The 12,870-nt window shown below is 60.2% G+C and carries 8 protein-coding genes; 1 reads left to right on the top strand and 7 read right to left on the bottom strand.

The genetic code is table 11. The features are described 5' to 3' along the window. Positions 1-78: 78 nt before the first annotated feature. Positions 79-1,368 carry a hypothetical protein gene (locus SB764_RS14700; protein ID WP_321906041.1) on the bottom strand — a complete coding sequence of 430 codons (1,290 nt, stop codon included), beginning with the start codon at positions 1,366-1,368 and terminating at the stop codon, positions 79-81. Positions 1,369-1,756: 388 nt separating this feature from the next. Here SB764_RS14700 and SB764_RS14695 point away from each other — a divergent pair, with 388 nt between their 5' ends. Further along, a complete protein-coding gene (locus tag SB764_RS14695; RefSeq protein WP_410863917.1) occupies positions 1,757-2,917 on the top strand; it encodes an acyltransferase family protein in 1,161 nt (386 codons plus the stop codon). A 62-nt stretch (positions 2,918-2,979) separates the two neighbouring features. Here the strand turns inward: SB764_RS14695 and SB764_RS14690 are convergent, their stop codons facing one another. The 6 genes from SB764_RS14690 to SB764_RS14665 all read right to left on the bottom strand — a co-directional run bounded on the left by SB764_RS14690 (position 2,980) and on the right by SB764_RS14665 (position 12,783). Beyond that, a complete protein-coding gene (locus SB764_RS14690) occupies positions 2,980-4,923 on the bottom strand; it encodes a glycosyltransferase family 9 protein (protein ID WP_410863915.1) in 1,944 nt (647 codons plus the stop codon). Next, complete coding sequence (locus SB764_RS14685; RefSeq protein WP_410863913.1) at positions 4,920-8,357, bottom strand: glycosyltransferase; 3,438 nt, start codon at positions 8,355-8,357, stop codon at positions 4,920-4,922. Before SB764_RS14685 ends, SB764_RS14690 begins: the two co-directional genes overlap by 4 nt. Positions 8,358-8,389: 32 nt before the next feature. Further along, positions 8,390-10,180, bottom strand: coding sequence for a glycosyltransferase family 2 protein (locus SB764_RS14680; protein ID WP_410863911.1), 1,791 nt, complete (start codon positions 10,178-10,180; stop codon positions 8,390-8,392). A 103-nt stretch (positions 10,181-10,283) separates the two neighbouring features. Beyond that, positions 10,284-11,033, bottom strand: a complete 750-nt coding sequence (locus SB764_RS14675; protein ID WP_321854121.1) for an ABC transporter ATP-binding protein — start codon at positions 11,031-11,033, stop codon at positions 10,284-10,286. A 9-nt stretch (positions 11,034-11,042) separates the two neighbouring features. Beyond that, positions 11,043-11,825, bottom strand: a complete 783-nt coding sequence (locus SB764_RS14670) for an ABC transporter permease (RefSeq protein ID WP_321854122.1) — start codon at positions 11,823-11,825, stop codon at positions 11,043-11,045. A 58-nt stretch (positions 11,826-11,883) separates the two neighbouring features. Continuing rightward, positions 11,884-12,783, bottom strand: a complete 900-nt coding sequence (locus tag SB764_RS14665; RefSeq protein ID WP_321906047.1) for a glycosyltransferase family 2 protein — start codon at positions 12,781-12,783, stop codon at positions 11,884-11,886. Between the last annotated feature and the right edge of the window lie 87 nt (positions 12,784-12,870).

The raw sequence follows: 12,870 nt of genomic DNA, 5'->3' as shown, positions 1-12,870 counted from the left end.
TGGCACGGCGAGATTCACGACCACACTCCATGCGCGGCCGTGAATCCAATCCTCAGCGGACAATCCTGCACACGACCGTTATTTCCGGCCCAGCAGGCGTCGAATGGCCGCTGCCGCACGCCAGGCAAACGAGCGCTCGACCATGACCAGTTGATCGTTGGAGGCGTCCAGCCGGTCACTCAGATCATTGACGATGCGGCGCTGAATTTCCGCATCCTTTTCGCGGTCATGCTGCACGTTTTCAACGACCTTTCGTTGCGCGTCCAGCTTCGCTGTAAGACTCAGGATCTCGTTCTTCAACGCAACATTCATTTCGCGATCCCGGCGCACGGCCTCTTCCAGCGCGCGGCTATGTTTCTTCGCCGATTCGGCCGCGCTTTTCGCGCGCTTCAACTCGCGAAACAGCGTGGTTCGATCGATGGTCTCATGGCTGGGAAAGCCGATCGGCGCCGCGACCTGATTCTGGCCGGTCGCAGCGCTTCCCAACTCGGCCCCGACACGTACGAGATCGACACGCGCGAGTGCGCGATGCGCAGCGAGTGCGGTTTCGCGCGAAACACCATCGCCCAGCACCGATCTCAGCTGATCGTAAAGATAATCACCGTCTTCGATGAAACGCGGGAAGTCGAGAAACACGATAGGAATGTCGTGCTTCACTAGCGCATGAATGACTTGATGAAACCCGAGCGCGAGAATGCGCGCCTGATCAACCGGATTCAGCGAGTAGACAAGCCCACCGGGCGTCGTTCCCCACGTTTCCCATCGCGTATGTTCCTCGGCGAGCGCGTCGTTGCCGAGACGGGCCCGCATCTCCAGCATCACGCGGCTCGTCGCGGCTTCGACGATGTCGCGCATTGTGATGATCACAGCGTCGATCACGACGTCTTCCTGCGCGATCAGCCGATCGATGAACTCATAGAGCCAAGGAGTCTTGATCAGATAGGGAAGATTCGCGCCGTCACCGATCGGCATATCCTCAAGCCCTGCATTGGCATGCTCTTCCGGTTGCGCATCGGGGTGCCGGGAACTGTGCGTATCCAGTCCACACGCGGTCAGATACTGGACCATGAACGTCGTGCCGGCGCGGCCCGTGCCGCCGAGCAGCAAATGATGTCTCACAGGGCGGTCGCCGGCTTCCTGCACAGCCTCCGGCTCGGTCTCCGGGACATCGGCGGGCGGTATGAGCGGATCTGCCGACACGACATCTCCCATCTTCGCCAGGTAGGCCGTTTGATTCGGATATCGCCCTTCGCGGAATCCGTGGTCGCGATAGTGGTTCTTTGCCTGATCGGCCGACATATTCGCGAGGTCTGGATAGAAGGCGCGATAAAAGTCGGGATCGAGATTGTCGTTGTGGGGAGTTTGCATCTTTGAAATCCGCGCCAACCAGGTTGCTGACGCAATTAGCCTTATAGAAACTTTTCGGCGTGCATGCCGCTCGCAACACCCGGGCATGCGGGAAAACCTCGCATTCTGCCGCCAATTTTGAGATTACACATCAAAAACATTCGGTAAGACCTGACCGCGCTCGTCAAAGCACCGCCTTCGACACGGGAAAACGAGCCCGCGCCTCTGCTGCAGCCCGATCCGGCACCCCGTAAGTGGCGTGCTGAGGATAGAATGCCTTCCAGCGAAAAACTGCCGGTGCCGGGCAGAACAAAAAAGCATCGTACCCTCTGCCCAGAGGCCGCGCGGCAATCCCAGAGTGCCGTGCACGCCCAACACGCATAAAGACCATCCATACCGCCTCGCCTTGATGCCTCTGAACTCACCTGAAATCGCACTCGGTTCGCTCTTTGCCATTGGAGTCGCGCTTGCCATCGCGCAGATCGTCTATCGCTCCTTTGGCTTCTACAAGAAAACTATCGATCTGGGAGTCGTGTCTTCGCGATATCACGCCATTGACGGCCTGCGTGGCTTTCTGGCGATCGGCGTCGTGCTTCATCACATCCATATCAATCACCACTTCTACCTGACAGGCGGATGGGAATTGACACCCTCCCGGCTGTCGACGCTTCTCGGCCGTGGCTCGGTTGCCATGTTTTTCATGATCACGGCATTTCTGTTTTGGGGCCGTGTCATCGATAGCAAAACGCGATTCGAAGCGATCCGCTTCTATCAGAACCGCGTACTGCGTCTTGTCCCGATGTACTTCCTGAGCGCAGCCCTCGTGGTCGTGACGGCGATGGCCTTGACCCATTTCCGGCTCAATGTGCCTCTCGTCGACCTCGCGACGCAAATCGGCGCGTGGTTGCTGTTTACTTTCCCCGGCGTTCCGCCGATCAACGGATTCGCTCAGACTCCGTTGATCAACACCGTCTTCTGGTCGCTCATCTACGAGTGGAAGTTTTACCTGGTGCTGCCGTTGATCGGCGCCCTCGCCATTCGGTGGGGAATCTGGTTGGTCGCACTGGGTGTGTGCGCGTGCATCGCCCTGTTCTCGCCCACGCAGGTGGAATGGTATTTCGTCGCGGGTTGCGGGGCGGCGATGGCAGTGCGCGTTCCAATAGTTCCACGCCTTTGCCAGAGCGTCGTCGCCGCGGCACTGGTCCCGGCCTGCATGGCAGCGGTCATGTACTGGCAACCGCTGGTCTACACCCCCGCCGGCGCGGCGCTGCTGTTCGTGCCATTCCTGATCATCGCGGGTGGCAATACCTTGTTTGGCCTGCTGACAAACAAAGCGGCCCGTCTGCTCGGCCTGCTCAGCTACAGCATTTACTTGCTGCACAATTGGGTGCTTTACCTCGCCTCGCGACTGGTCAACCACTATGTACCTGTCGCATCCCTGCAGCACACGACATATGTGGGATTCGGCGCATGCGTCGTTGGTATCACCGTACTGCTTGCGACGCTGACCTATCGCTTCGTTGAGTTCCCTGCAATCCGGCCAGCGAGCGCCCCCGCCACGAAGCGCTAGTTCCGGCGCCCGGTGCGAGGAGGCAATCCCCGCCTCGACGGCAGGTGCGCCGCGACATAACGCTAGCTCGCATTCACGGCTGGCAGCATCGAAAAGAAGTCCTGGAGCGCAAGCTCGTCAACGATGTAACCGGTGCAGTAATCGCGCTCCGGATACGCCACGCAGGTCAGCGAGTTGCACGGCGAGCAATTGACAATAGGTCCGAGATTCAGACACGGACTCTGTTGGCTGCGGAACCAGCGCTTGGAATTCACGTGATCCGGATGCGTCGAGCCATACATACAGATTTGCGGGATGTCCAGAATCGCTGCGAAGTGCGATGTCCACGAATCCACGCAAATCAGCGCACGGCCGAGCGCGAGAATCTCTTTCCATTGCGACGGCATGAAATTCTCGAGTATCGCGCCATCGGTGTGCGGCACGCGTCGATCGCCAGCGCCACCGATCTGGATGAGTTTGAAGCCTGCTCGATGAACTTCCTCGGCCAGTCCGGCCATGATATGCGGCGGGATGGACTTCAGGCTCCATCCACCCAGCGGGTGCACAAAGACGATGTCTTCGCCGATTCCCGCCACAATCTCCTGCGCAAGCTGTTGCTGAGCGTCGGTGCTGATCGGTTGCAGATTGGGCAACCGCGTTTCCAGCGGAAGGCCTGCCTCTTCAAGCATATATTCGACGAGGTTGCGCCCGGTTTCCGACAAGCTGCGGCTCGGATGACAGCGCGCGATGCGCGGCACCGCGTCGGCCCGTAACGAAACGTACTGGAAGGCGTCCAGCAGCACCGGATAGGTATCCTCTGCCGCCGCGACCGGAACAGGCACGGACTCGACCTGGATGCCCGCACCGAACTCCCTGGCCCAGGAGACAAGTGGCTCGGCAACATGCAGCCGGACGCGCTTGCCGGACTCGGCCACACTCGCAGCGACCTGCACGGCGAGTATCATGTCGCCGCGATGAAACGGACACACGATTTCGATCACTTCGTTTTCGCCCGACCGTGCTGCGCCAGAGCTCGCCGCGATTCGGCGCAAATCGTAGGTAGCCTCCCAGGGGGGGCCGCCATCGGTGATATTTGCCAGAGTCGAACGCGAGTACGCACAGCCGCTACGCACGATCGGCACACCCTTCGCCGACAATCGGCGGGAGAGCGCAGTTACAGCGAGATTGCTGAGCAGGCGCCTGTCGAACAACTCGCCAGCGTCGTCCGCCAGCAACGCACGCCGCCCGCCGAAAATGCCCTCGGAAAAGCTCACTACCGGCTCACCCGGCGGCAATTTCACGACTTTAAGCTTGCTTTCGGTTATCGCACGCGCGAGCAAGGCGGCACTCTCCTCCAGCTCGAGAATCGCAGGCTCCTGTTCGCACACCGGTTGCGGGTCGACGGTGACCGAGCGCAGGCTCGCATCGGGCGCAACCGCTCCGGAAACGATGACCGCATTGCCCTTCTGCTCGAGTTGAGTCTTGAGCAAATAGGTAAAACAGCAATCGAGCGGGACGTCGTAACGCCCCACGACCCAGACATCCTCCTGCCCGGCGGCGTGCCACCCTAGCGAGAGCGCATCGGCGTAGCGAATATCTTGCGGCGAATACGTCACCACCTTGAAGCGGGTGAGCGGCAAGCGCCGCCGCCATGACGCAACGTGATCACGAATTGCAACAAGGCGCGGAATCTCCGCAGTCACATCGACGACCACAATCTCCGCAACATCCAGCTTTTCCTTGCGCAGTTCGTCGACAAAAACCGAGACGTTGTCGAACGGCGCGGCGCCCGCCACGATAATCGACGACCGGGCCGCAAGGGCTGCGACCGCCTCGTCGTCGATACGGACGCGCCCGTCGAAAGCGTTCTGGCTTTCCTGAATGTGCGCCATCAGGTTTCCGAACCTGGCCGCATTGCGCACCGCCGCGCCGCGCGCGGCACGCAAGGCCACGCTCAGGCGATCTGCGATTCCTGGCGCCGCACGTCTGATCATGCGCTTCAATTCGCGCTTTGCACTTGCTTTCATGTCTGTCCCACCTGCGTATCAGCCGATTTCCAGCGCTTGTTGGCGCGCGGAGGAAAGGCAAGACCGTAGTTCTCGCCGGCAATCGTGAGGTTCGGGCTATAGAACGGATCGTGCGCGATGACGTCACCCCAACGCGACATCATGTATGCACGCTCGCGAGCGTCACGCTCGATCTGCGCGGCCGAGAGATTGGCGCCGCGCGAAATCGATTCAAGGTGATACAGCTCCGCAAACGGCGTGTAAACGATGTCATAGCCGGCCTCGCGAATCTTCAGGCACAGATCCACGTCGTTGTAACCGACAGTCAGATTGACTTCGTCGTAGCCGCCAACGCGGTCGAATACGTCCTTGCGGACGAGCATGCACGCCGCTGTCACGGCAGTCATGTTCTGCACCAGCATCGGACGGCCAAAATAGCCAATCGTATTGCGCGGGAAATGTCGATGTCCGTGCGCGGCCACACCATACAGACCGAGCACCACGCCGGCGTGCTGGATCGTGTCGTTGGCGTAATAAAGCTTCGCACCAACCGCGCCAACGTTTGGCTGACTCAACTGCGTCACCATCTCGAGGAGCCAATCGGGATGAATGATCTCGATATCGTTGTTGATGAATCCGATGACCGAGCCAGTCGCAATGGCAACTGCCGCATTGTTGAGCGCCGAAAAATTGAACGCGCCGGGAACGCGCAGCACTTTCACGCGCGGGTCGCGTTGAATCTGCTCGAAGTATTCGAGCGTCTCGGCTTCCTCGCTGTCGTTATCGACAACAATGATTTCGAGGTTGTCGTAATGCGTATCCTGCATCAAGCCGTCGACCGCTGCGCGCAGCACGCCAACCCGGTCACGGGTGGGTACGATCAGCGACACGCGGGGCAACTCGGCGGGTTGTCGACGCTTGATACGCCACCAGCCAGGGAAGCTGTCGATACCGACCACTTCGGAGGTGGGTTCGACATCGGCGAAATACTCCACCATCGCACGACGCGCGGTGTCCACCGAGGCATCCGGATTGTCCGTCGAGAAGCTCGTCACACCCGGGAAAATGCGCCAGTGATAGAGGACATGCGGAATATGACGAATACGGCTGCCATCGGTATGCTTGAGGAAGCGCAGCGCAAAATCGTAGTCCTGACTACCTTCGAAGCCGACCCGGAAGCCGCCGATCTGACGCGCGATCGACGTTCTATACACGCCAAGGTGAGCAATGAAATTCTGCGAATAGAACAATTCGCGATTCCAGTCGGTCTTGAAGTGCGGATCGTGACGCTGGTCGTTTTCGTCGACCTTGTCCTCGTCGGTATAAATCAGGTCGACATGGGGATGACGATTGATTTCGTCCGCCACCATGAACAGCGTATGGGCCGGAATGGCGTCGTCGTGGTCCATCAGTGCAACGAACTCACCCTTGACGATCTCGAGAGCCGAGTTGCTCGAAGCAGAGATATGCCCGTTCTTCTCACGGAAAACGACACGGATTCGCGGGTCCTTGCGCATGTATTCTTCGAGCACCGTGCGCACTTCGGGATTCGGCGAGGCGTCGTCGGCTATGCACAGTTCCCAATTCGGATACGTTTGCGCAATGACGCTGTCGAGCGCCTTGCGCAGGTATTTCGGGCGTGTGTTGTAGACCGGCATCACGACGGAAATGAGTGGCTTGTTCGGCAACTCATCACCAAGTTGACGCAAACGCACCAGATCCTCCGGCGTGAGCGTATCGTAGGTTTCCACCCACGCGCGATACTCACCCTTGTCGTATTTACCGACGATGCCCGAGCGCACCAGCGTCTTCACGAGCTGCAGCTTGCCGCTGAACAGGGCACGCCAGACTCCGGCTCGTTGGGCCGGTGAGAGCGCCGCGTACCCCTCGCGCACGAGACCGAGCTTGCCGACGTTGCGAACCGAAACGTCTTTCAGATGAAAACGGACATCGCGACGATCAGTAGGATCGAAACGCAGTGAGCGCACATCCGGAGGCAACACGATCAGGCGCTTCTCGCGCCCTTTTCCATATCCCGGCATGGCATACGACGCAACCTGACCGCCGTCTGCGCCATGAAAGGCGTAGAGCACAGGATTCAGGCTTGCCTCGCTTGAGTCCATATCGACGGTAAGTACCGCCCAGCCGGGACGCAATCCCGTCCAATGCGGCGCAACGGCGACTTGTGGGTCGGCACCCGTGGAAACGAAACTATCGCCGCCCGTCGATTCCATCTCGTGGACAGGGGTAAACGCCGGCGTACCCGCCGAAGTCACCAGCCTCTTCAGCGCGCGAACGACGTTGCTCCCGCGTCGTGCCACGCGGCTCGCAATGCGCACCGGTGCGGTCACGCGCCAGCTGAACGACGATCGATATGCATGCACGGACGCATTGAGTTGCGCAACCGATGCGCCGAGCCGGTTGAGCGAGGCTTCGAGCTCCTGCTTCTCGGCCTGCAAACGCGTCAATTCCGTTCGCTGCGCGCGTGCCGTGCTACGCAGCGTGTTGGCCGTGGAGTTGGCACTATCCAGTTGCGCGGCTTGTCCTTCGATACGTGCATTGGCGCCTTGCAACGCTTCCTCGGCTCGAGCCTGTGCGAGTTGCGCGCGCGCATGCGCCGCGCGGGCCTCTTCTTCGGCACTGCGCACCTGCTGGAACGCGGCTTCGAGCACGGTGCGCCCTTCGCGGAACTCGACGATCTCGTGGTCGCGCGCGGCAAGCATCGACTTGAGGCTGGCCACTGCATCGGATTCGCCGATATCGGTTTCGAAAACACCGGACGCGAGGCCAGGCAAATCACCGTCGGACGCCACCGCGACGAGATACATCGGCGCCACGAGCCCGGTGCTGCGCTCGACATTGTCCGGCGCCTTGCGGAAGCTCTCGACGCGCCCACCCTGCTCCGCCAGCAACGCGGAGGCATAAACCACACGCTGGCCGTACATCGCGACGTGCTTGAACGACTTGCGCAGCAACCCCTCGAACTCCTCGCGAGTCAGTTCCTTAACGTGATAGGGATTGTGAAAATCCGGCAGCTCGGAGTAAACCTCGCGATCCGGGCTCGACATGATGAGCACGCCGCCGGGGCGCAAGACGCGCCGGATCTCGGCCATCATTTCATTATGCTGATCGTGGTGCTCGATCGTTTCAAAACTCACCACGACGTCAATGGACGCGTCCGCGACAGGTATTTGCGCCGCAGAGCCCAGCCGGTACTCGAGGCCGGGGCCGGCGTGATGACGCGACGCATGATCGATCGCTTCCTGTGCAATATCGACGCCAATCACCGAAGCCGCCTTTCGAGCGAGCAGGGACGAGCCGTAGCCCTCGCCACAGGCGATATCGAGGACGGCCTTACCTTCGCATAGCTCAGCGGCACAAAGATACCGGTGCACGTGTTCGAGCTCGATGTTGCCTGTCTGGTCTGGCACAAAGCGTTCGCCGGTGAATTTCATGATTCCTTCGTTGTCTTTCCGCTAATTAGATGCTAATCGAACTGGCCTATACGCGGCGATGCGGCTAACCGGAAGAATTGCCCGCCATCGATTTCGAGATTCGGGTTGTACGCGGGGTCACGCACCAGGCTGTTCTCCCAACGCTGCCTCATCCACGCTGCCTCGCGGTTCAGCCGCGCGGCACGCTCGCCATCCTGGTCTGTGCCGCGAGACGCAGACTCGTGATGATAAAGGCCCGCGTAAGGTACATAAACGTTACGATAGCCTTCCATATTTAATTTCAGGCAAAAATCGACGTCGTTGTAAGCGACGCCAAGGTTCTCGGCATCGAGACCACCGACCTGATCGAATAGCGCCTTTCTGACCACCAGACATGCGCCCGTTACCGCCGCGACCCGCTGCGCGAGTAGCGCACGCCCGAAATAGCCGGCTTCGTCACGGCCAAGCATGTGATGAAAATGACCAGCGACCGCCTCGCCCGCCAACGCAACACCACCATGCTGCAGCCGTTCATTCGGATACCAGAGCGCCGCGCCAACGGCACCGACACCCGGCTGCAAAGCGTAGCCGCACAGGATCGAAAGCCACTCCGGCTCGCGCGCGTCGATATCGTTGTTCAGCAGGCAAAGCAGGCTGCCACGAGCCAGCGCCGCAGCCTTGTTGTTGAGCGCGGAGTAGTTGAACGGCGAGTCGTCGCGTATCACGCGGCAGTTTCCCAGCGCAGCGTAGCCCGCCAGCAATGCCAGTGCGCGCGCGTCAGTTGAGCCGTTGTCGACGATCAGGATCTCGATATTGGTATAGCGTGTGCGCTGCAAAAGACCTTCGATACACTGCGCCAGCAGTTCCGGCTTATCGCGCGTCGGGATGATGATCGACACGAGAGGCTCCGGCTGCGGGACCGGAAAAATCACGCGCAGCATCGACGACGACGGGCGCAGCCAGTCGAGATCCGCAACGCGCCCGGTCCTCTGCAAATGCTCACTGACCGCGCGCTTCGCCGCCTCGCGAACGTACGGCTTGGCCGCCACCTCGCGCGCCGTGCTTTGCTCGCTGATGCGCCAGTGATAAAGCACGTGAGGAATATGAACGATTGTGGCGGCCGGTACTTTTTCCGCGCATCGCAGTACGAGATCGTGATCCTGACTACCTTCAAACCCCGCGCGGAACCCCCCGACCTCACGTATCAAGGCCGTATCGAACACACCAAGGTGCGAAAACATGTTCTGGCCGAACATGAGCACCGGATCCCAGTCCGGCTTGAAATACGGCTCGATCCGTTCGCCGTCCGGCGTCAGTTTGTCTTCGTCGCTGTAGAGCAGCTTTGCATCGGGATGCAATCGCAGATAGTGCGCGACCATGTAGAGCGCGTGCTCGGCGAGCCGGTCGTCGTGGTCCACAAGCGCAACGTATTCACCTGTTGCCAGCGCGAGCGCGTCGTTGCTGGCCGCGCAAATGTGCCCGTTATGCGCCCGGCGCACGGTCTTGATCCGCGCATCGGCAGCCGCATAGCGAGCGAGAATCTCCGCGACGTGAGGCTCGGTCGACGCGTCGTCGCAAAGACACAGCTCCCAGTCGGGATAGATCTGCGCCAGGACGGAATCGAGCATGCCGCGCAGATGGTCGGCCTGCGGGTTGAACACCGGTACGACAATAGAGATGCGCGGGCGATTCGCCAGCAAAGCGACCTTCTCGCGAAGCGACGCGCGCCTGACTTCGTCGATCGTGTCGAAGCGCGCAATCCACGCGCCGTAGTCGTCGGTGCTGGCTGCCCGCGCAAGAAGACTGCGCAGACCACCCGGGCCTTGACGGCGGATCACCGCCATCGCGGCCCGCGCAACCGGCAGGACGCCGCCGCGCGAGCGTACGGCCTGACGCGCTGCGCGCCAGGCACGACATGCGGAACCTGGCACCGAACTCCAGCGCATCTCAGCCGACCTGCTGCTCGTATGCAGCGACGACTTCTTCCACGGGGCCAAAAGCGCGCACGCGGCCCCCATCCATCCACAATGCCTTGTTGCACACGCGGCGAATTTCCGAATTCGCATGCATGGCCAGCACGACAATCTCGGCGCGGCTATGGAGGTCGCGCAGGCGCTCCTGCGCTTTGTGCATGAACGATGCGTCACCGACACCCATGACTTCGTCCAGCAGAAGAATCTGCGCATCGACCGCCGTCGACACCGCAAACGCGAGACGCACGCGCATGCCGCTCGAATACGTCCGCAGCGGCAGATCGAGGTAATCGCCCAATTCGCAGAATTCGACAATGCTCTGAGTCTTTTCCTTGATTTCGGCGTCGGTCATGCCGAGAAGCAGTCCGCGCAGACGAATGTTCTGAATTCCGGTCGAATTGTCATCCATACCGAGACTGATATCGAGCAGCGGCACGATCTTTCCGTCGCTCTCGACCGAACCGCGAGTCGGCGAGTAGATGCCCGCCATGGTACGCAGCAAGGTGGACTTGCCCGCGCCATTACGGCCAATCAGGCCAATTCGGTCACCCGCCTCGAAGCGCAAGTCGACGCTGTCGAGCGCACGCACGACGACGACGCCATCGCTGTCCTCGGCAATCGTGTTGCGGCGCCCCATGCGAAGCACCTGTTTCTTGAGCGAACGCCCCTGAACGTCGTAGATCGGCAGGTCCAGACACGCACCTTTCAGTTCAATAAATGCCACAGTGCTCTCCTAGACCCAGTACGGAATGCGTTTGAGATATCGGCCTGTCATGGCCAGTGCAACAGTCCAGCCAACCACGGCCAGGCCCAGTGCAACCAGCCATGTCGTGAGCGACGGAACCTGCCCGATCAGCGGCGCGCGGACCAGCTCGATCAGGTGCGCAAGCGGATTCAATTCGACGATGAACGAAAACCGCTTCAACGAATCGGGTCGATAGATGATCGGCGTGACGTAGAACGCGATCTGAATCAGTGCAGAGATGATCTGCGGGAGATCGCGGAAACGCGCCGAGAGCAGACCGGCCAGCATCGCAATCCAGAGCGCATTCGCGAGATAGAGCAGCAACGCGGGCAGGAAGATGGGCAGCGCAGTCCAGCTCTTCACGCCATAGATCACCAGCAGCACGAGCACGATGATGAAGTTGTGCGCCAGAATGACGAGGTTGCGCCACATGACCTGGAAGATATAAATCAGCTTCGGTGTGGCCGCCTGACGAATGTACGTCGCGCTATTGATATAGGCGATGCTGCCTTCCTGCACCGTCTGCGCAAACATCGTCCACATCACGAGGCTGATCGAGAGGAAGGGCAGATAGTCGCTCATTTTCTGGCCGAACAGCGACCCGTACACCACGCCGATCGAGCCGATCATGACGCCCATGCTGATGGTCAGCCAAAAAGGCCCCACTCGCGAGCGCGCATAACGCTGCCGGATTTCGAGCCAGCCGAGCAGCGTCCACAACCGGTAGGACGCGACACTCTGCTTCAAGTCTGTAAATATCAATTTGAACATAGCGGTAGTCGAGGGATTACATTGCTCGCGAAATCACTTTGGCTTCGCGATGCTTGTTTCATTGCACGGAATCGAGCGGGCCGTTGCGCCCTTTCAACCCGTGCCATAGGCCCAAAAAGGCCATTTCCAGATGACGTCGGCGCGGCTTGAGCCAGATGCCATAAATGACAATCCGGAACGGCATTTTCACCAATTCGTTCGCCTTCCACTTCCAGGGCACATATCGCCTCTTCATCAGCGCGACAGCATTCCTGAACATGTAGTAGTGCCGAGTCGGTGAATGGCTGGGGTAGCTTCGCCCCAAGATGTTCACCGGCTCACCACCCAGTTCGTGTGCAAGACGCAACCATGGGGCACCGGCCACACGATAACCTGCCGCGCGTGCGCGAATGCACCATTCGAGATCGACGAAATCGATGAATAGCGAATCGTCCATGGCGCCGATCTCCGGCCACGCATCGAGATTGACACACGACCCCGACGTGATCAGAAAGTCCACGTCGATCAACTGCGTGCCATCGGCTTCGACACGGCGCAAAGCGGGGAACCCGAAGCGCACGAAGGGCGCGATACCGCCGAGACGAACGTCTTCGTAAGCTGGCCCAATCAAGGCGACACGGCGACCCGCCTCAACTTCGCGCGAAAGCGCGACGGGTAGCTCGCGCAACAACTGCTCCGAGGGCTCGCTATCCTGATCGAACAGCAACACGAAACGGCCGCCCGCACGACGTACGCGTTCTACGCCTTGATTGAGCGCAGTCGCTATGCCGAGGTTCGCGCCATTCGAAATCAACGCGATGTCCGGCTTGAGCCCCAACTCCGAGGCAGTGCGTGCCTGCTCGGTATTGTCGACCACGACACACTGGCCAAATTCAGCAAGACGGTTGGCTCGTGCGATACACGCTTCGTCGGGGCGATACAGCACTACGACGATACCCAATTGCAACTGCGTCGACACGTTACTGCGCCAGCCAACGTACGTAACGATCGACACCCTCTTGCACCGTCAGGAACGGCGCGTCGTAGCCCGCTGCGCGCAGCTTCG

Source organism: Paraburkholderia sp. SIMBA_027, assembly GCF_046535315.1.
Lineage (GTDB): Bacteria > Pseudomonadota > Gammaproteobacteria > Burkholderiales > Burkholderiaceae > Paraburkholderia > Paraburkholderia tropica.
Note: the sequence above shows the minus strand (reverse complement) of the source record. Positions and strands in the feature narration are given on the sequence as shown.

Excerpts from the sequence above, each read along its gene's own strand:
- SB764_RS14700 (WP_321906041.1), bottom strand. The coding sequence starts at position 1,368 with ATGCAAACTCCCCACAACGACAATCTCGATCCCGACTTTTATCGCGCC.
- SB764_RS14695 (WP_410863917.1), top strand. The coding sequence starts at position 1,757 with ATGCCTCTGAACTCACCTGAAATCGCACTCGGTTCGCTCTTTGCCATT.
- SB764_RS14690 (WP_410863915.1), bottom strand. The coding sequence starts at position 4,923 with ATGAAAGCAAGTGCAAAGCGCGAATTGAAGCGCATGATCAGACGTGCG.
- SB764_RS14685 (WP_410863913.1), bottom strand. The coding sequence starts at position 8,357 with ATGAAATTCACCGGCGAACGCTTTGTGCCAGACCAGACAGGCAACATC.
- SB764_RS14680 (WP_410863911.1), bottom strand. The coding sequence starts at position 10,180 with ATGGCGGTGATCCGCCGTCAAGGCCCGGGTGGTCTGCGCAGTCTTCTT.
- SB764_RS14670 (WP_321854122.1), bottom strand. The coding sequence starts at position 11,825 with ATGTTCAAATTGATATTTACAGACTTGAAGCAGAGTGTCGCGTCCTAC.